Genomic DNA, 19,962 nt, shown 5'->3' on the forward strand with positions numbered 1-19,962 from the left:
CGTAGGCGGTCAGGCACAGGATTACCACAGGTAAACGCTATCAGAATGAGGAAAGGATGATACCGGAGAGCAGTTGCCCCCCGGTCAGAAGCGGAATTAATCTAATTTCACGCCCAGGCGATGCGCAACGGCTTCATAGGCTTCAATCAGACCACCCAGGCTCTGGCGGAAGCGGTCTTTGTCCATTTTGTCCAGCGTCTCTTTATCCCACAGGCGGCTGCCGTCCGGTGAAAACTCATCGCCCAGCACCACTTCGCCTTTATACAGGCCAAACTCCAGTTTGAAATCCACCAGGATAAGACCCGCGTCATCAAACAGTTTTTTCAGTACGTCGTTGGCTTTGTAGGTTAGCTCTTTCATACGCGCCAGATTTTCCTGACTTACCCAACCGAACGTTTCACAGTAGGAACTATTCACCATCGGGTCGTGCAGCGCGTCGTTTTTCAGGAACAGATCGAATATCGGCGGGTTAAGCTCCATGCCTTCTTCCACGCCCAGACGCTTGACCAGCGACCCTGCCGCACGGTTGCGCACCACACATTCAACCGGCACCATCTCCAGCTTCTTCACCAGACACTCGGTATCAGACAGCAAACGTTCCATCTGGGTCGGGATGCCCGCCTCGGCCAGTTTGGTCATAATGAAATGGTTGAATTTGTTATTTACCATGCCCTTGCGATCAAACTGTTCAATGCGCGCGCCATCCCCTGCTGACGTATCATTGCGGAATTCGAGCACCAACAGGTCCGGGTTTTCCGTGCTGTATACGGTTTTCGCTTTACCACGATACAACTCAGCTTGCTTTTGCATCTTTAACACTCCTGGGTGTGAATTAACGATAAGTATTCATTTCCTGCTACGCCTGCCGGAGACGTCGGCCTGTAATTGTGGTGCGAAATAGCGGTTAAATCGCGTTTTTGTACCGACGCACACGTTTGCGTATCTTATCAGAAAAAAGAGCCGGATTACTCCAGCCCTGTTAAATTACTTGTTGAACGCTGCCTGGAAGACGGCAACCAGCGCGTCGTTCTGGCTTTGCGTCAGAGTATGCCCCTTAGGATCGATAAACTGCAAGCTGCTGCGGTTATCTAAATCGCCGACCTGCAATTTATAGTCTCCGGACGCCAGGCCCGGGTCGCTAGCGCCCAGATCCCGCCAGTCGCTGTCAGACAACGGTTTGTACGTTACCGCCATGCTGCCCTGAGAACGAGTGCTGTCGGTGACTTTCATGCCCACTTTTTCCAGCGCGGCCGGGAGGCGTTGCCACACGAGGTTGAACGGACCGCGAACGACCAGCATAGGTAAACCGGTATCATCAGCGGCGCTCTGCACATCCATCGTTGCGGCGGAACGGTTCTGCGCGGCATTTGCCGCATCCGTAGCGGTCTTATCCAGACCGGCGGAAATGACGTTCATCATTTCAGTGCTATAGCGCTGCAGCGACGCCGCGTCAGCAACCGGCTTGCCAGCCTGTTCCAGATTAACCAGTTTTACCGTTACCGCCTGCTGATAGCCCTGCGGCTTCACCGAGATTTGATAACGTCCGCGATACTGTTCGTCTTCATCCAGGCGGTTCCAGCTCACCCAATCGGTCGTCAGGATCTGGCTGGCATCGTCACGTTTTTCAATCGGATAATTTTTCGCCTGAATCACGCTGACGACTTGCGGCCACAGCGTGCTGCTACGACCATTCTCCACCAATAGCGTAGCGGTATCGCCAGAGAACTGGGTACGCGCGCCGCTCACTAACGCTAACGGCTGCGCTGGCGGACGGATATCCAACGCCTTACCAACCGCGCCGCTCCCCTTCGTGACCGGAATAACGTAGTCGCCGGTCGTTATCGGCAGGATCATTCCTGCCGGGGCGTGAAGTTCAGCAAGCGGTGCGGCATCCAGATAGGATTCATCGCCGCTTACCTGGCGCTTGTAGCGCGAATCGGAACTACAGGCAGCGAGCAGCAAAACAAGCGAAACACCCGCAACCTTCGCCAGGCGCGACTTTTGTACTGAGTAAGCCATCAAATCTCCCTAAACTTTACAGCAGGCCAGCATGCTGAAGCGCTGCGTTGACGATGTCACGACCATGGTCCGTGATAGGCGTCATTGGCAGGCGCAGCGTGTCGGTCGCCACAAGACCCAATGCCTTACATGCCCATTTCACCGGGATAGGATTGGGTTCGACAAATAGTTTGTTGTGTAACGGCATCAGACGCTGGTTGATAGCGCGCGCCTCGGCAAATTGCCCTTCCGCCGCCAGTCTGCACATGTCAGCCATCTCGCGCGCCGCTACGTTAGCCGTAACGGAAATCACGCCATGACCACCCAGTTGCATAAAGTCCAGCGCAGACGCGTCATCGCCGCTAAGCAGAATAAAATCGTCTGAAACCAGCTCTTTGATCTGGTGAACGCGGGTTAAGTTCCCTGTCGCCTCTTTGATAGCGATAATATTTTTTATTTCCGCCAGACGACCCACGGTTTCCGGCAGCATATCGCAACCGGTACGGGACGGCACATTATACAGAATTTGCGGCAAGTCAGTGTGTTCCGCGATGGCTTTGAAATGCTGGAACAAACCTTCCTGCGTGGGGCGATTGTAGTACGGCGTTACCGTCAGGCAGCCAACAATGCCGCTATCGTTAAAACGCTGCGTCAGGCTAATCGCTTCCGCGGTCGCGTTTGCGCCCGTGCCGGCGATAACCGGAATACGTCCGTCAGCCAGTTCCAGCGTCATCATCACGACATCGCCATGTTCATCATGGCTTAGCGTGGCAGACTCGCCGGTGGTGCCAACCGAAACAATCGCCGAGGTACCGTTGGCGACATGATAATCAATGAGTTTTTTCAGGCAAGGCCTACTGACGTTACCTTTCTCATCCATCGGCGTAACAAGCGCGACAATACTTCCCGTGAACATGGGCCATCCTCTGTGCAAACAAGTCTCTCAATGGTACGTTTGGTATGGCAATAAAAGCAAGCGACCAAAGCCGTTCTGATTGTTGTATGCAGGTTTTTTTTATGGTTTCCTTAAGATTACCTCACCGCTCAAAGGAATAACTGGTTTGACACCGTCATCACAACACTATTTGGTTATCACTGCGCTGGGCGCCGACAGGCCCGGTATTGTGAATACCATTACTCGCCATGTCAGCAGTTGCGGCTGTAATATCGAAGACAGCCGACTGGCGATGCTGGGCGATGAATTCACGTTTATTATGCTGTTGTCCGGCACGTGGAACGCGATTACCTTGATTGAATCGACATTGCCGTTAAAAGGCGCGGAGCTGGATCTGCTGATTGTGATGAAACGAACGTCCGACCGACCCCGCCCGGCAATGCCCGCGACGGTATGGGTTCAGGTTGAGGTCGCCGACTCCCCGCATTTAATTGAGCGATTCACCGCGCTGTTTAATAGTCATGAAATGAATATTGCGGAGCTGGTCTCCCGCACGCAGCCGGCTGAAGGTGATAAAGCTGCGCAATTATTTATTCAAATCACCGCACATAGCCCGGCGTCGCAAAATTCCGCAAATATTGAGCAAGCCTTTAAAGCACTATGTACAGAACTCAATGCGCAAGGCAGTATAAACGTCGTCAATTACTCACAACATGATGAACAGGATGGAGTTAAGTAATGAATCCACTGAAAGCCGGTGATATCGCACCGAAATTTAGCTTGCCGGATCAAGACGGGGAACAAGTAAATTTGACCGACTTCCAGGGACAGCGCGTTCTGGTTTATTTCTACCCAAAAGCCATGACACCCGGCTGTACCGTGCAGGCCTGCGGCTTACGCGATAACATGGACGAGCTCAAAAAAGCAGGCGTGGACGTGCTGGGCATCAGCACCGATAAACCTGAAAAACTCTCCCGTTTCGCTGAAAAAGAGCTGCTGAACTTTACCCTTTTGTCCGATGAAAACCATCAGGTGTGTGAACAGTTCGGCGTCTGGGGCGAAAAGTCGTTTATGGGCAAAACGTATGACGGCATTCACCGCATCAGCTTTTTGATTGACGCTGATGGTAAGATTGAACACGTCTTTAATGATTTTAAAACCAGCAATCACCATGATGTGGTGCTGAACTGGCTGAAAGAAAACGCGTAAAAGCCTCAGGCCGCGCTGATGTGCGGCCTGGAAAGGGAATGCGCCGTCAGGCTTGCCGCGCCAGACGCCATATCGCCGCCACATTGCGCGCCGACAGGCTCAGGTTATATTCCGCCTCGTGTAAGGCTTCCGGCAGCGTAACGATATGCGACAAAATCGATAGCGCCGCATCGATACCCTGCTGATACACAACGTGATGATCGTGTTGCAGCCCACCGGCGAGCGCGATAACCGGTTTATGATACCGCTTCGCCACTCTGGCGACGCCAATCGGCGTCTTGCCGCAAATACTTTGGCTGTCCAGCCGACCTTCTCCGGTAATCACCAGATCGGCATCTTTAACCGCCTGCTCAAGCTGTAGCGTTTCCACGACAATCTCTACGCCGGCGCGTAATTCCGCATTGAGCAACCCTAAAAGCGCGGCGCCCATTCCACCTGCCGCGCCCGCGCCGGGAGCATTAATCACCTCACGTCCCGTAGCCTGATAAATATGCCGGCCCCAGTTTTCCAGCGCCGCGTCCAGGGTGTTCACCATTTCCGCTGTCGCCCCTTTTTGTGGGCCAAAAATGGCCGATGCGCCCTGGGGACCACACAGCGGATTGTTGACATCACACGCCACGGTTATCGATACCTTACGCAGCAATGGGTGACAACCGGACAGATCGATAGAGGCCAGCGCCGCCAGCGCCTCGCCGCCCGGAGAAAGCGAGCGCCCCTGTTTATCGCGCAATATAACGCCAAGCGCCTGCATCATCCCCGCGCCGCCGTCATTCGTCGCGCTGCCGCCAATTCCCAGAATAATACGCTTTACGCCACGCTCCAGCGCCGCGACGATTAACTCGCCGGTGCCGTAGCTGGTGGTATTAAGCGGGTTGCGCAATTCAGGCGAAACGTGATGCAGCCCGGATGCCGCCGCCATTTCAATCACGGCGGTATCGCTATCGCCCAGCATTCCCCAGCGCGCGGCCACCGGTTGCCCAAGCGGGCCTTGTACCCACTGGTCGACATAACGCCCGCCGCTGGCCTCCACCATTGATTGTACGGTTCCTTCCCCGCCATCCGCCATGGGCACTTTAACGTAGTCGGCGTCAGGATAAATTTCGCGGAACCCCTTTTCTATCGCCTCAGCGACCGCCATTGCGGACAAACTTTCTTTAAATGAATCAGGAGCAATAACAATTTTCATAGGGATTATCCTGCAAAACCAAAGAAACCGAACATCAGAGTAGAAATAAAGGTAATGGCTAACCCCACCAGCGTTTCATACGGCATTAGCTTTAAACGTTCATGAATTTGCATATTGACGCTGCCGCCCGTCGCGTGGAAAAAGCTGCCGTGCGGCAGATGGTCCAGCACCGTGGCGCCCGCATGGATCATAGCGGCTCCCGCCAGGGCGGAAACGCCAAGTTCAAGTAACGTGGGAGAGAAAACGCCGGACGCCACCGCCGTTCCCGCCGTGGTTGAGGCCGTCGCCATTGACATCATGGCGCCAGACACGGGCGCCAGCAGCCAGGACGGCAATCCCGAAGCGGTGAGGCCATGAATCAGGACATCTTTAAGTTCGGAATTAGCGATAATGCCGGCCAGCGTACCGGTTCCCAGCAACATAATAGCGACAGGCGCCATACGCATCAGACCGGCGACCATGTACTGGTTACAGTGGCGCGCGCGTCCCATCAACAGCAGACCGACCAATCCCCCTACGGGCAGGGCAATTAACGGGTCAATGGAAATGCCGGCAAACGGACGGAGAGAAAGCAGGAAAATAGCGACCAGCGGCGCGCTAATCGCCACCAGAAAGCCGGGTCTGGCGACGGAGTCATCATGGTGAGTCACTTCATGATCGGCGACGCCCGCGCCTTTATTATTCAGCCGTTTCGCTAACAGATAGGCGATAATAAGCCCAACGATGCCCGGAACCACGCCCGCCAGCATAATAGAGGTAAGAGGAACATGAAACGCATCGGAGGCGGCAATAGCGTTCGGGTTGGGTGACATCACGTTACCCGCTTTGCCGCCGCCGACCATCGCCAGCAGAATAGCGCTTTTTGACAGGCCTGCATTACGCGCAATCGACAGCGCAATCGGCGCGACGGTAATCACCGCCACATCAATAAATACGCCGACAGCGGTCAAACATAGTGTGGCAATGGCTAATGCCAATAATGCCCGGGTTTCCCCCACTTTGCGGACAATCGTCTCAGCAATCGTATTCGCCGCCCCGGACTCAATTAATACGCCCGCCAGTACGCCTGCGGCCAGAATACGCAATACGGCATTAACGATGCCCTGCGCGCCTGACACCATCAGCGACACGGTTTGCAGAAGATCGGCGCCGCCAATCAAACCGCCGACCAGCGCGCCCGCCATCATGCCGTAGGCTGGCGACACTTTTCTTAAAATTAATACGATGGCCACAACCAATGCGGCAATGGCTCCCAGGGTGGATATCGACGTCATATACTGCGCCTCCTTTAACATGGAGCGCGCAGTATGGAAAAACCCGCCTAAAAATCCGCTGGAGCTTTCAACAAATTTCGATTCGACCAGGCAGCGGTAACTTGTCGGACGGTACAGATTCGGCCTGGAGCTCCATACCGATATAAAGCCAAAGCGTACTTTTTAACTCGTTGATTTTTATGTGCGTAATATCCTCACAGCGCTGTAAGCGATAGCGCAATGTATTCACATGAATATGCAATGCTTTGGCCGTTTGCGTCAGGTCACAATTATGTTCAAACCAGGTCCGCAGCGTCTGTTGCAATACGCCTTTCGCGTCATGTTGCGCCAGTTGCAGCCACAGACGCGATAACTCCTGCACTTGCCAACTTTCAGACAGCCCGCTTAGCAGCGCGGGAAGCGCGTGGTCATGATAAAAAATATACTGGCTGCGCAGCTTTTGTCTTTTCGCCATCGCCTGCGTGGCTCTCGCAGTGAGCAAAGATCGGTGCAATCCCGTCTCGCCGGCAAAATAGCCCCCAACCAAAATACGGCTAAAGCCCGATGATGCAGCCCATGATTTAAAAATCTGCAATTCACCCATTTCCTGGCGGGTATTCCACTTTCCCTCTTTTAACGTGATAGGCTTAATAATGATTAATTCATTAAATTCGGTAAACGTCACCAAATGGTTGCGCGCGTGATTCTCGAAATAATCCATTACATTGCGCAGCGCTTCGCGATCCGGCTGGGAAAGTTCAATAATCAGCACCACTCTGGGAACCGCCAGATCAATGCCCAGATAGGCCGCCATAGAGCGCAACGACTCTGTTGAATTTTCTCGCAAAATCAATTGGTTGATCAGCTCTTCGCGATAGCGTTTATCCCACTGTCGCTGTTCGATCAGCACCATATGCTCGATCACCAGCTCCGCCGCCATTTTAACCAGCTCGGCATACGCGCGAACCTCCTCCGGCTCGCCGGTAATGCCGACCACGCCGATAAGCTGTTCATGAAAAGAGATGGGAAGATTAATGCCGGATCGCACACCTTTAAGCTGATTGGCGGTAGCGGAATCAATTTCTACAATACGGTTTTCCTTCAGCGCCAGAATGGCCCCTTCATGACGCTGGCGAAGCCGCGAAGGTTCGCCAGACGCGATAATGACGCCATGTTCATCCATGACGTTTACCGAGTAAGGAATAATTTTCATGGCTCGCTGTACAATTTGCCGCGCGGTATACCCTTTCAAGTAATGTTTTCTCAACACACTCATTCCCTGTTTCGTTATCGCTTCACATTAAAAAAACAATCTCGCATCAATGATGTCACTTATTAACGAATTTCTCAGAAGAATGCTTAGGCTAAGTCACCAAATTTTGGCGGCTTTACAGCGAGAATTTTGTAGGTTCCGACAATAAAAATGCCGCAACACGGTGCGGCATTAAAAAAAGAGCGGCTTTCTAAGCGCTTGTCCCTCATCAGGCGTGCGCAAAATGGCGGCAGAGCACTATGATGTCGTTCACGCTTTACAACTTTTGTACAGGCCGCTCAGGATGAGGCATCTGTCACCTGACCATCCGGCCAGGCATGGACAACGGCTTTAATCAGCGTCGCCAATGGAATGGCGAAAAACACCCCCCAGAATCCCCACAGACCGCCGAAAATCACCACTGACAGAATAATCACCAGCGGATGCAAATTCACCGCTTCGGAGAAAAGTACCGGTACCAGCAGATTGCCATCCAGCGCCTGAATAATCAGATAAACGGCAAAACAGCTCCAGAATTCCGTCCCCAGACCAAACTGAAACAGCGCGACGCCCACCACCGGAATTGTCACCACAAAGGCGCCGATATAGGGGATCAGGACCGAAAAGCCCACCAGTACCGCCAGCAGTAGCGAATAATTGAGGCCAAACAGCAAAAAGCCCAGCCAGGTCGCTACGCCCACCACCACCATCTCCAGCACTTTTCCGCGGATATAGTTGGTGATCTGCTGATTCATCTCATTCCACACCTGCCCCGCCAGCCCGCGATTACGCGGCAGCACGCGGCGCACGGCATTCAGCATCTGCTCTTTATCTTTTACCAGGAAAAAGACCATCAGCGGCACCAGCACCAGATATACCGCCAGCGTCAGTAGCCCGACTAACGAAGCCAGCGAATACTTCACCACCGAATCGCCCATGTTAAGCATCCGGGTACGCATGTTTTCCGCCATCGCATCAATAATGCCCGCATCCATCAGCGCCGGATAGCGTCGCGGCAAGGTCGCGGCAAAATCGGACAGTTTATTCAGCATACCGGGCATATCACGAATCAGGTAAATACCCTGCTGCCAGGCAATCGGCATCACCACAAACGCCATTAATAACAGAATGCCGACAAAGAGGATAAGGACAATGGAGGCTGCCCAGCGCCGGGAACAGCCAATCGCCTGCAGGCGCGCCGTCGGCCACTCCAGCAGGTAGGCCAGTACGATAGCGACCAGCAGCGGCGCTAACAGGCCGCTAAAGAAAAAGAGGATGCTAAAACCAGCCACCAGAATGACCAGCAAGGCAATCGCCTCCGGGTCGCTGAAGCGACGGCGATACCATTGCATTAACATTTCGAGCATAAAACCCTTCCCAGAACTCAACTGCGGGATTGTGATGCCGAATTGTATCGAAATGTCACAAAAAAGACTTCGCTTTTTATCGTTGATTCAGGAAACTAAAATAGTGAGTCTGTGCTCATCACAGTTACACTTATGAAGTGTCGGAGCGTGGAACGATATTTCACGACGTTGGTCAAAGGGCTATCTCAAAACAACAGGATAGAGGTTATGTTCAGGCAGTTGAAAAAAAACCTGGTGGCAACCCTCATTGCAGCATTGGCTCTCGGTCAGGTCGCGCCCGCATTTGCCGACCCTGCCGACACGCTGCCCGATATGGGAACCTCGGCAGGAAGCACGCTTTCTATCGGACAAGAGATGCAAATGGGCGACTTTTATGTGCGCCAGCTACGCGGCAGCGCGCCGTTAATCAACGATCCGCTGCTGGTGCAATACATTAACGCGCTGGGTATGCGTCTGGTCTCGCACGCCGACTCCGTCAAAACGCCCTTCCATTTTTTCTTGATCAATAATGACGAAATCAACGCGTTCGCGTTCTTTGGCGGCAATGTGGTGCTGCACTCGGCGCTTTTTCGCTACGCGGATAACGAAAGCCAGCTAGCTTCAGTCATGGCGCATGAAATCTCCCACGTGACGCAGCGCCACCTGGCGCGCGCGATGGAAGATCAAAAGCGCAGCGCGCCGCTTACCTGGGTGGGCGCGCTGGGTTCCATTTTGCTGGCCATGGCCAGCCCACAGGCCGGTATGGCGGCGCTAACCGGTACTCTGGCGGGAACGCGCCAGGGAATGATAAGTTTCACCCAGCAAAATGAGCAAGAGGCCGACCGTATTGGTATTCAGGTACTGCAACGCGCCGGATTTGACCCACAGGCGATGCCCTCTTTCCTCGAAAAACTGCTCGACCAGGCGCGTTACTCCACGCGACCGCCTGAAATTTTGCTCACTCACCCCTTACCGGAAAGCCGCCTTGCGGATGCCCGCAACCGTGCCAACCAGATGCGCCCGGTCGTGGTGCAATCTTCCGCTGACTTCTATCTCGCCAAAGCGCGCGCCCTGGGAATGTACAATTCCGGACGTAACCAGCTTACCAGCGACCTGCTGGATCAGTGGTCTAAAGGCAACGTGCGTCAGCAACATGCGGCGCAATATGGCCGAGCGTTGCAGGCGATGGAAGCGAGCAAGTACGATGAAGCGCGCAAAACGTTGCAGCCGCTGTTAAGCGCGGAACCGAACAATGCCTGGTATCTTGACCTCGCCACCGATATTGACCTGGGGCAGAAAAGAGCCAACGACGCGATTAATCGCCTGAAAAATGCCCGCGATCTGCGCGTTAATCCTGTGCTGCAATTAAACCTCGCCAATGCGTACCTCCAGGGAGGCCAGCCGAAAGCGGCGGAAACCATTCTGAATCGCTACACCTTTAGCCATAAAGATGACGGTAACGGCTGGGATCTGCTTGCTCAGGCCGAAGCCGCGCTGAACAACCGCGATCAGGAGCTGGCGGCGCGCGCTGAAAGTTATGCGCTGGCGGGACGACTGGATCAGGCAATTTCACTGCTCAGCAGCGCCAGCGCCCAGGCAAAACTGGGTAGTCAGCAACAGGCGCGTTACGATGCGCGTATCGACCAGTTGCGCCAGTTACAGGAACGCTTCAAGCCATACACGAAAATGTAATCGCCGTTTATTAGCCGGATGGCGTCACAAGGAGAACTCATGACCGACACGATTAAAATCTACCATAACCCGCGCTGCTCGAAGAGCCGCGACACGCTGAACCTGCTGAAATCTAACGGCGTGGAACCGGAAGTGGTGCTTTATCTGGATACGCCCGCCGACGCCGCCACCGTGCGGGAACTGCTGCGTATGTTGGGCATGTCCAGCACGCGCGAACTGATGCGCCAGAAAGAAGATCTCTATAAGACGCTTCACCTGGCGGATAGCCAGCTAAGTGAAGAGGCGTTAATCCAGGCGCTGGTTGAACACCCTAAACTGATGGAGCGCCCCATTGTGGTGGCAAATGGTCAGGCGCGCATTGGCCGACCGCCTGAGCAGGTGCTGGACATCCTCGGTTAACCGTTGAACGCCGCCGTCGCGGCGTATTACAGTTTCAGGATCTCTTTGACAAACGGGATCGTCAGTTTTCGCTGGGCAGTGATCGACGCATGATCGAGCTGATCCAGCGTCATAAACAGCGTGCGCATTTCGCGATCAAGACGTTTGAGTAAAAACCGCCCGACATCTTCCGGCAGTTCAAACCCCCGTAACCGGGCACGCAACTGTAGCGCCTGAAGTTTGTCTTCATCGGAAAGAGGCTGGAGTTTATAGATTTGCCCCCAGTCCAGACGGGAAGCGAGATCGGGCAAGCCCAGATTTAACTGTCTTGGCGGACGATCGCCGGTGATCAATAACCGCGTCTTACCGGACTCCAGAATGCGGTTATAGAGATCAAAGATCGCCATCTCCCACAGTTCATCGCCAGCGACACACTCAATGTTATCAATACACACCAGCGAGAGGTGTTCCATACCGTCGAGCACTTCCGGCACGAACCAGGTGCGTTTATCGAGCGGGACGTAGCCTACCGCATCTCCACGCTGCGACAATTCAGCGCAGGCGGCGTGCAGCAAATGGCTGCGGCCCGCGCCTTCACGCGCCCAAAGGTAGATATATCCACTATGTTCCTGGCGCAACACGTTTTGTAACGCGGCCAGTAGAGAGGCGTTATCCCCCGGCCAGAAACTTGCGAAAGTTTCGTCGTCAGGAAGATAAAGTGGCAAAGAGAGCTGTGCCGGTGTGTTCAGAGATACCTCAACCCAGGATGACATAAAATCGCGCTGAGTTTACCACATAATTCCCGTGAGATAGAACCGGGCAGCATCGCTGCCCGGCAACCCGTTACTGATGCGGAGGCTCCGCATCATTTGCCTCCAGTACCACTTCTTCCGGACGCAACAGGCTAATCAGTTTAAAAATCAGGCTCAGGCCAATCCCGACGATGGTCGCCAGCGCCATCCCTTTCAATTCTGCCGCGCCGATATGCACTTTCGCGCCGCTCACGCCGATGATCAAAATCACCGAGGTGAGGATCAAGTTTTGCGCTTTGTTGTAGTCGACTTTTGATTCGATCAATACGCGAATCCCCGACGCGCCGATGACGCCGTACAACAGAAGCGAGACGCCGCCCATCACGGGTAACGGGATAATCTGAATCGCCGCCGCCAGTTTGCCAACGCAGGAAAGCAGAATGGCGAAAATCGCCGCGCCGCCGATAACCCAGGTACTGTAAACGCGGGTGATCGCCATGACGCCAATATTTTCCCCATAGGTGGTATTCGGCGTGGAGCCGAAGAAACCGGAAATGATCGTCGACAGTCCGTTAGCGAACATCGAGCGGTGCAAACCGGGATCGCGCACTAAATCTTTTTTGACGATATTCGCCGTCACCACCAGATGACCGACATGCTCGGCAATCACGACCAACGCCGCGGGCAGAATCGTCAGGATCGCGAACCATTCAAAACGCGGCGTATAGAAAGTCGGCAGCGCAAACCAGTGTGCCTGGGCAATCGGCGTGGTATCGACCACTCCCAGCGCGAATGACAGCGCATAGCCCGCCAGCACGCCGATCAAAATCGGAATGATCGCCAGGAAACCGCGAAACAGTACGGAGCCGAACACCGTCACCGCCAGCGTGACCATGGAGATGATAATTGTTTTCGTGTCCGGCGACTGCCCTTGCGCAGGCAGCAATCCGGCCATCCCCGCCGCGACGCCAGCCAGCTCCAGACCGATGACGGCAACGATTGCGCCCATTGCCGCAGGCGGGAACATCACATCCAGCCAGCCGGTGCCCGCTTTTTTAACGATGAAAGAGACCAGACAGAACAGCACGCCGCACATAATAAAACCGCCCAGCGCCACTTCATAACCCAGCGGCAACAGCAGTAGTACCGGGGAAATAAAGGCAAAGCTCGATCCGAGGTAGGCCGGAATTTTACCTTTGCAGATAAAGAGATACAGCAACGTTCCGATACCGTTAAACAGCAGAACCGTCGCGGGGTTGATATGAAACAGAACTGGCACCAGCACGGTCGCGCCAAACATGGCGAAAAGGTGCTGTAAACTAAGCGGGATTGTCTGTAAAAGCGGCGGTCTTTCACTCACCCCGATAGCACGGCGCGTCATAGTGTTTTCCTCTAAGTGTGTTTGTTATGAGTTGTTTTATTCAAAAAAAAGCCGACTCTTAAAGTCGGCTTTTAATTATTTATTCACTTATTTGGTACCAAAAATCTTATCGCCGGCATCGCCAAGCCCCGGAATAATGTATCCGTGCTCGTTAAGCCCCTGATCGATAGAGGCGGTGTACAGTTCAACGTCCGGGTGCGCTTTTTCCAGCGCTGCAATGCCTTCCGGCGCGGCGACCAGCACCAGCACCTTAATGCTGCTACAGCCTGCTTTTTTCAGCAGGTCGATGGTCGCGATGACAGAACCGCCGGTCGCCAGCATCGGGTCGACGATCAGCGCCATGCGCTCATCAATGTTCGATACCAGTTTCTGGAAATAAGGTACTGGCTCAAGCGTCTCTTCGTTACGGTACATCCCGACTACGCTGATACGCGCGCTCGGTACATTTTCCAGAACGCCTTCCATCATACCCAGACCCGCGCGCAGAATCGGCACAACGGTAATTTTTTTACCTTTGATCTGGTCGATTTCCACCGGGCCATTCCAGCCTTCGATGGTGACTTTTTCCGTTTCCAGGTCGGCTGTCGCTTCATATGTCAGCAGGCTGCCTACTTCTGAGGCGAGTTCACGAAAGCGTTTAGTGCTAATGTCGTTTTCACGCATCAGACCCAGCTTGTGTTTGACGAGTGGGTGTTTGACTTCCACGATCTTCATACTCTTCTCCTATCCTCAGATGACTGGCAACCACAAAAAAAATCGCCGGATTATACCGCTTTTCCTCTCTGACGCAACACAATGTATGCTTGACCTGGATCAACCAAAAGCGCAGATAGCGGAAAAGTGAGTATAAATCACTCACGTTGAAACAGGCGATAAAGGCTAACAACCGTTTGAATCTTAGCAATTTTAAGGGTGAATGGCCTGTCCAGACCACCTGTCGTAAACCAAGTGCTGGATATCCTTTTCTTTTTTACCAACAGAGAAATTTTCAAGCAGCGACCGAAACCATGCCAAAAAAATCGCCCGGATATCCAGGGCGCAGACCACGCTCGCAAACGTTTGCTTTCCCTGTTAGAATTGCGCCGAATTTAACTTTTACCGCAAGAAAAAACGTGGGGAACCAGGCAGTGACCGATAAGACCTCTCTTAGCTATAAAGATGCCGGCGTCGATATTGATGCGGGTAACGCTCTGGTTGATCGAATCAAAGGCGTAGTGAAGAAAACTCGCCGCCCGGAGGTTATGGGCGGTCTGGGCGGTTTCGGTGCGCTGTGCGCGTTGCCGCAAAAATATCGTGAACCGGTACTGGTTTCCGGCACTGACGGCGTAGGCACCAAACTTCGCCTGGCGATGGACTTAAAGCGTCACGACGCTATCGGTATTGATCTGGTGGCGATGTGCGTAAACGATCTGGTCGTTCAGGGCGCGGAACCGCTGTTTTTCCTCGATTACTATGCCACGGGTAAACTGGATGTCGATACCGCTGCCAGCGTGATCAACGGTATTGCCGAAGGCTGCCTGCAATCCGGCTGCGCGCTGGTCGGCGGCGAGACGGCGGAAATGCCGGGCATGTATCACGGCGAAGATTACGATGTGGCGGGTTTCTGCGTCGGCGTAGTCGAAAAATCAGAAATCATCGACGGCTCCCGGGTTGCCGAAGGCGACGTGCTGATTGCGCTCGGCTCCAGCGGCCCGCACTCGAATGGATATTCGCTGGTGCGGAAAATTATTGACGTTAGCGGCTGCGACCCACAAACCACTCTGCTGGAAGGGAAGCCGCTGGCCGATCATCTGCTTGAACCGACCCGTATCTACGTAAAATCGGTTCTGGAACTGATTGAAAACGTCGATGTGCACGCTATCGCCCACCTCACCGGCGGCGGCTTTTGGGAAAATATTCCGCGCGTTCTGCCGGAGAATACCCAGGCGGTAATTAATGAGTCGTCCTGGCAGTGGCCCGCCATCTTTACCTGGCTGCAAACCGCCGGTAATGTCAGCCGACATGAAATGTACCGTACCTTTAACTGCGGCGTCGGCATGGTGATTGCGCTCTCCGCTCCGGAAGCGGACAAAGCGCTTGCTCTGCTAAACGAGAAAGGTGAAAACGCATGGAAAATCGGTATCATCAAAGCCTCTGATTCCGAACAGCGTGTGGTTATTGAATAATGAATATTGTGGTGCTGATTTCCGGCAATGGAAGCAATTTACAGGCGATTATCGATGCCTGCGAAGCGAAGAAAATTAAAGGCACCCTCAGGGCAGTATTCAGCAATAAGGCCGACGCGTTCGGCCTTGAACGCGCCAGAGAAGCCGGCATTCCGGCGCAAGCGCTGACTGCCGATCGGTTTGACAGCCGCGACGCCTTCGATCGCGAGTTGATTCGCAAGATAGACGCGTATGCGCCCGATGTGGTCGTGCTGGCCGGTTTTATGCGTATTCTGAGTCCGATGTTTGTCGCGCATTACTACGGGCGTCTGCTGAACATTCACCCTTCCCTGCTGCCAAAATATCCGGGGTTGCATACCCATCGCCAGGCGCTGGAAAACGGCGATGAGGAGCACGGTACCTCGGTACATTTCGTGACAGACGAACTCGACGGCGGCCCGGTCATTCTCCAGGCGAAGGTGCCGGTTTTTGCCGACGACAGCGAAGATGATATCACCGCACGCGTACAGACTCAGGAACATGCGATTTATCCGCTGGTGATTAGCTGGTTTGCGCAGGGGCGCCTAAAGATGCGCGATAACGCCGCCTGGCTGGACGGGCGTCGTCTGCCGCCGCAAGGTTATGCGTCTGACGAATAATACGTCATCGGACAGGACTGCGTCTGCTTGCCGGATGGCGGCATAAATGCCTATCCGGCCTACTCTTTTCCCTTCCTTTATGCTATCAGTTTATTGTCATATTTTTCTGGCGCAGTTGGACATTAACGCGTAATGCTCGCCATAATCATCAGGCAGTGTCCCGTGAATAAAACGGAGTATAGGTAGTAATGGGTCAGGAAAAGCTATATATCGAGAAAGAACTGAGCTGGTTAGCATTTAACGAACGCGTGTTACAGGAAGCGGCGGACAAATCCAACCCGTTGATTGAGCGGATGCGGTTCCTGGGAATCTATTCTAATAACCTCGACGAGTTCTACAAAGTGCGTTTCGCTGAACTGAAACGACGTATTATTATCAGCGAAGAACAGGGTTCAAATTCTCATTCACGCCATTTGTTAGGCAAAATTCAGTCCCGCGTGTTGAAAGCAGACCAGGAGTTCGACGGCCTGTACAACGAATTACTGCTGGAAATGGCGCGTAATCAAATCTTTCTGATCAACGAGCGTCAGCTCTCGGTGAACCAACAAAGCTGGTTGCGCCACTATTTTAAGCACTATTTGCGCCAGCATATTACCCCGATTCTCATTAACCGGGAGACGGATCTTGTTCAGTTTTTAAAAGATGATTACACCTATCTGGCGGTGGAGATTATCCGCGGCGACACCATCAACTATGCGCTGCTGGAGATACCGTCCGACAAAGTCCCACGCTTCGTTAATCTGCCGCCGGAGACACCGCGCAGACGCAAGCCAATGATTCTTCTGGATAATATTCTGCGCTACTGCCTGGATGACATTTTTAAAGGGTTCTTCGACTATGACGCGCTTAATGCCTATTCGATGAAAATGACCCGCGATGCCGAATATGACCTGGTGCATGAGATGGAATCCAGTCTGATGGAGCTGATGTCTTCCAGCCTGAAGCAGCGCCTGACCGCTGAGCCTGTGCGCTTTGTCTACCAACGCGATATGCCCGCCGCGCTGGTCGACGTACTGCGGGAAAAACTGACGATCTCCCGGTATGACTCAATCGTACCCGGCGGGCGCTACCACAATTTTAAAGACTTTATTAATTTTCCGAATGTCGGTAAAGCCAACCTGGTCAATAAACCGTTACCGCGGTTACGCCATCTTTGGTTTGATAAAGAGAAATTTCGTAACGGTTTCGACGCGATTCGTGAACGTGATGTGCTGCTCTATTATCCTTATCACACCTTTGAACATGTGCTGGAACTGCTGCGTCAGGCGTCGTTTGACCCAAGCGTGCTGGCGATCAAAATCAATATTTATCGCGTAGCGAAAGACTCGCGCATTATTGACTCGATGATCCATGCCGCCCATAACGGCAAAAAAGTCACCGTGGTGGTGGAGTTGCAGGCGCGCTTCGATGAAGAGGCAAATATTCACTGGGCCAAGCGGTTAACCGAAGCGGGCGTCCATGTTATTTTCTCTGCGCCCGGGCTGAAAATTCACGCCAAACTCTTCCTCATCTCACGAAAAGAGGGCGATGACGTGGTGCGTTATGCGCATATCGGCACCGGTAACTTCAACGAAAAAACGGCGCGGCTGTATACCGATTATTCGCTGCTGACCGCCGATGCGCGCATTACCAATGAAGTGCGCCGGGTCTTTAATTTTATTGAAAACCCCTATCGCCCGGTCACTTTCGATTATTTGATGGTTTCTCCACAAAACTCACGGCGTCTGCTGTATGAGATGATCGATCGTGAAATCGCCAATGCCCAGCAAGGCTTACCGTCAGGGATTACCTTAAAGCTTAACAACCTGGTCGATAAAGGGCTGGTCGACAGGCTATACGCCGCGTCGGGTTCGGGCGTCCAGGTCAATCTGCTGGTGCGCGGTATGTGTTCTCTTATTCCGCAACTGGAAGGCATTAGCGATAATATTCGCGCGATTAGCATTGTGGATCGCTATCTGGAACACGATCGGGTTTATATTTTCGAAAACGGCGGTGATAAGCAAGTTTGGCTCTCTTCAGCTGACTGGATGACGCGTAATATTGACTACCGTATCGAAGTCGCTACGCCTATCCTCGACCCGCGGCTTAAACAACGCGTCCTGGATATCATTGACATTCTGTTTAGCGACACGGTAAAAGCGCGTTTTATCGATAAAGAACTCAGCAACCGCTACGTACCGCGCGGCAATCGCCGTAAAGTCCAGGCGCAGCTGGCAATTTATGACTACATCAAATCACTCGAGCAACCAGACTAACGCTATGCCAATTTACGATAAATCCCCCCGCCCGCAGGAGTTCGCTGCGGTCGATCTCGGCTCAAACAGCTTTCATATGGTCATTGCCCGCGTGGTTGACGGCGCAATGCAGATTATCGGGCGCTTAAAACAGCGCGTCCATCTGGCGGACGGGCTGGGCGCAGATAACAACCTCAGCGAAGAAGCCATGGAACGTGGGCTTAGCTGTCTGTCGTTGTTTGCTGAACGCTTACAAGGTTTCTCCCCTTCCAGCGTCTGTATCGTAGGCACCCATACGTTACGTCAGGCGCAAAATGCCGCTGATTTTCTCAAACGCGCGGAAAAGGTTATTCCCTACCCGATAGAGATTATTTCCGGTAACGAAGAAGCGCGCCTGATTTTTATGGGCGTAGAACATACGCAGCCGGAAAAAGGCCGCAAGCTGGTGATCGATATCGGCGGCGGGTCAACAGAGCTGGTCATTGGCGAAAACTTCGAACCCAGGCTGGTTGAAAGCCGTCGTATGGGCTGCGTGAGCTTCGCGCAGCTCTACTTTCCCGGCGGCGTTATCAATAAAGAAAACTTCCAGCGCGCCCGAATGGCGGCGGCGCAAAAACTGGAAACCTTAACCTGGCAGTATCGTATTCAGGGTTGGAACGTAGCGATGGGCGCTTCCGGTACGATTAAGGCCGCTCATGAAGTTCTCCTGGCGCTGGGTGAGAAAGATGGCTTCATTACGCCGGAGCGCCTCGATAAACTGAAGTCAGAAGTGTTGAAGCACCGCTCCTTTAATGCGCTCAGCCTGCCGGGTCTGTCTGAAGAACGAAAAGCGGTCTTTGTGCCGGGCCTGGCGATTCTGTGCGGCGTTTTTGATGCTCTGGCTATCCGCGAGCTTCGCCTTTCCGACGGCGCGTTGCGCGAAGGCGTGCTGTATGAAATGGAAGGCCGCTTCCGCCATCAGGATGTTCGCAGCCGTACCGCAAAAAGTCTGGCCAATCAATACAACATTGACAGAGAACAGGCCAGACGCGTGCTGGAAACCACCATGCAGATGTACGAGCAGTGGCAGGCCCAGCAGCCAAAACTGGCGCATCCGCAGCTTGAAGCGTTGCTCCGCTGGGCGGCAATGCTGCATGAGGTTGGACTGAATATTAATCACAGCGGTTTACATCGCCATTCGGCTTATATTCTGCAACACAGCGATTTGCCCGGCTTTAATCAGGAGCAGCAAATGATGATGGCGACGCTGGTGCGTTACCATCGTAAAGCCATAAAACTGGATGATATGCCCCGCTTTACGCTGTTTAAGAAAAAACAGTATCTGCCGTTAATTCAGCTACTTCGGCTGGGCGTATTACTGAACAACCAGCGGCAGGCGACCACCACGCCGCCGACGCTGCGGCTAACGACCGATGACAGCCACTGGACGTTATGTTTTCCGCATGACTGGTTCAGCCAGAATGCGCTGGTACTGCTTGATCTGGAAAAAGAACAGCAGTACTGGGAAGCGGTAACTGGCTGGCGTCTCAATATTGAGGAAGAAAGCTCGCCGGAGATCGCCGCGTAAATTGTGAGCCAGACGC

18 protein-coding genes are annotated in these 19,962 nt (G+C 53.5%); 8 read left to right on the forward strand and 10 right to left on the reverse strand.

Annotated elements, in window-relative coordinates:
* Positions 1-96: 96 nt before the first annotated feature.
* The 3 genes from purC to dapA form a co-directional block, all read right to left on the reverse strand.
* Positions 97-810 (reverse strand): phosphoribosylaminoimidazolesuccinocarboxamide synthase, encoded by a 714-nt coding sequence (gene purC / locus ACLD4F_RS07705; RefSeq protein ID WP_001171630.1) that lies wholly within the window; start codon positions 808-810, stop codon positions 97-99.
* A gap of 174 nt (positions 811-984) precedes the next feature.
* On the reverse strand, positions 985-2,019 hold the full coding sequence (gene bamC / locus ACLD4F_RS07710; RefSeq protein WP_000331873.1) for an outer membrane protein assembly factor BamC: 1,035 nt from the start codon (positions 2,017-2,019) through the stop codon (positions 985-987).
* Between the two features lie 16 nt (positions 2,020-2,035).
* Positions 2,036-2,914 (reverse strand): 4-hydroxy-tetrahydrodipicolinate synthase, encoded by an 879-nt coding sequence (gene dapA / locus ACLD4F_RS07715; RefSeq protein WP_411010763.1) that lies wholly within the window; start codon positions 2,912-2,914, stop codon positions 2,036-2,038.
* Positions 2,915-3,059: 145 nt separating this feature from the next.
* Between dapA and ACLD4F_RS07720 the strand changes: the two genes are divergently transcribed.
* Both ACLD4F_RS07720 and bcp read left to right on the forward strand, forming a co-directional pair.
* Positions 3,060-3,632, forward strand: a complete 573-nt coding sequence (locus ACLD4F_RS07720) for a glycine cleavage system transcriptional repressor (protein WP_000189061.1) — start codon at positions 3,060-3,062, stop codon at positions 3,630-3,632.
* Entirely contained in the window at positions 3,632-4,102 is a 471-nt protein-coding gene (bcp, locus tag ACLD4F_RS07725) for a thioredoxin-dependent thiol peroxidase (protein ID WP_001068686.1), read from the forward strand. The genes ACLD4F_RS07720 and bcp overlap by 1 nt, the downstream gene beginning before the upstream one ends.
* Before the next feature lie 46 nt (positions 4,103-4,148).
* Here bcp and ACLD4F_RS07730 read toward each other — a convergent pair whose 3' ends face one another.
* The 4 genes from ACLD4F_RS07730 to ACLD4F_RS07745 form a co-directional block, all read right to left on the reverse strand.
* Positions 4,149-5,288: a glycerate kinase gene (locus ACLD4F_RS07730; RefSeq protein WP_000706377.1), complete on the reverse strand. Its 1,140-nt coding sequence runs from the start codon at positions 5,286-5,288 to the stop codon at positions 4,149-4,151.
* A gap of 5 nt (positions 5,289-5,293) precedes the next feature.
* Positions 5,294-6,562: a GntP family permease gene (locus tag ACLD4F_RS07735; RefSeq protein WP_000200859.1), complete on the reverse strand. Its 1,269-nt coding sequence runs from the start codon at positions 6,560-6,562 to the stop codon at positions 5,294-5,296.
* 67 nt (positions 6,563-6,629) lie between these two features.
* Positions 6,630-7,817, reverse strand: a complete 1,188-nt coding sequence (locus ACLD4F_RS07740) for a sugar diacid recognition domain-containing protein (protein ID WP_001533732.1) — start codon at positions 7,815-7,817, stop codon at positions 6,630-6,632.
* A 275-nt stretch (positions 7,818-8,092) separates the two neighbouring features.
* On the reverse strand, positions 8,093-9,160 hold the full coding sequence (locus ACLD4F_RS07745; protein ID WP_000892056.1) for an AI-2E family transporter: 1,068 nt from the start codon (positions 9,158-9,160) through the stop codon (positions 8,093-8,095).
* 207 nt (positions 9,161-9,367) lie between these two features.
* Here ACLD4F_RS07745 and bepA point away from each other — a divergent pair, with 207 nt between their 5' ends.
* Complete coding sequence (gene bepA / locus ACLD4F_RS07750) at positions 9,368-10,831, forward strand: beta-barrel assembly-enhancing protease (protein WP_000489631.1); 1,464 nt, start codon at positions 9,368-9,370, stop codon at positions 10,829-10,831.
* A 39-nt stretch (positions 10,832-10,870) separates the two neighbouring features.
* Entirely contained in the window at positions 10,871-11,230 is a 360-nt protein-coding gene (arsC, locus tag ACLD4F_RS07755; protein WP_079944040.1) for an arsenate reductase (glutaredoxin), read from the forward strand.
* A 26-nt stretch (positions 11,231-11,256) separates the two neighbouring features.
* On the opposite strand, the gene ACLD4F_RS07760 is transcribed toward arsC, so the two are convergent.
* The 3 genes from ACLD4F_RS07760 to upp form a co-directional block, all read right to left on the reverse strand.
* Positions 11,257-11,958, reverse strand: coding sequence for a DnaA inactivator Hda (locus ACLD4F_RS07760; protein WP_061835882.1), 702 nt, complete (start codon positions 11,956-11,958; stop codon positions 11,257-11,259).
* Positions 11,959-12,052: 94 nt separating this feature from the next.
* Entirely contained in the window at positions 12,053-13,342 is a 1,290-nt protein-coding gene (gene uraA / locus ACLD4F_RS07765; RefSeq protein ID WP_000198339.1) for a uracil permease, read from the reverse strand.
* 87 nt (positions 13,343-13,429) lie between these two features.
* Entirely contained in the window at positions 13,430-14,056 is a 627-nt protein-coding gene (gene upp, locus ACLD4F_RS07770) for a uracil phosphoribosyltransferase (RefSeq protein ID WP_000706208.1), read from the reverse strand.
* Positions 14,057-14,469: 413 nt separating this feature from the next.
* Here upp and purM point away from each other — a divergent pair, with 413 nt between their 5' ends.
* From purM to ppx, 4 genes are all read left to right on the forward strand, one after another.
* Positions 14,470-15,507 (forward strand): phosphoribosylformylglycinamidine cyclo-ligase, encoded by a 1,038-nt coding sequence (purM, locus tag ACLD4F_RS07775; protein ID WP_000130477.1) that lies wholly within the window; start codon positions 14,470-14,472, stop codon positions 15,505-15,507.
* The gene (gene purN / locus ACLD4F_RS07780) at positions 15,507-16,145 is read left to right on the forward strand and encodes a phosphoribosylglycinamide formyltransferase (protein WP_001028589.1); all 639 of its coding nucleotides are present in this window, start codon (positions 15,507-15,509) and stop codon (positions 16,143-16,145) included. The genes purM and purN overlap by 1 nt, the downstream gene beginning before the upstream one ends.
* 188 nt (positions 16,146-16,333) lie before the next feature.
* Complete coding sequence (gene ppk1 / locus ACLD4F_RS07785; protein ID WP_000529555.1) at positions 16,334-18,400, forward strand: polyphosphate kinase 1; 2,067 nt, start codon at positions 16,334-16,336, stop codon at positions 18,398-18,400.
* 4 nt (positions 18,401-18,404) lie between these two features.
* A complete protein-coding gene (gene ppx / locus ACLD4F_RS07790) occupies positions 18,405-19,946 on the forward strand; it encodes an exopolyphosphatase (RefSeq protein WP_023254649.1) in 1,542 nt (513 codons plus the stop codon).
* Positions 19,947-19,962: the final 16 nt, after the last annotated feature.

Origin of the sequence: Salmonella sp. 741265050_HSA, from assembly GCF_046569445.1 — a bacterium.
Classification (GTDB): domain Bacteria; phylum Pseudomonadota; class Gammaproteobacteria; order Enterobacterales; family Enterobacteriaceae; genus Salmonella; species Salmonella enterica.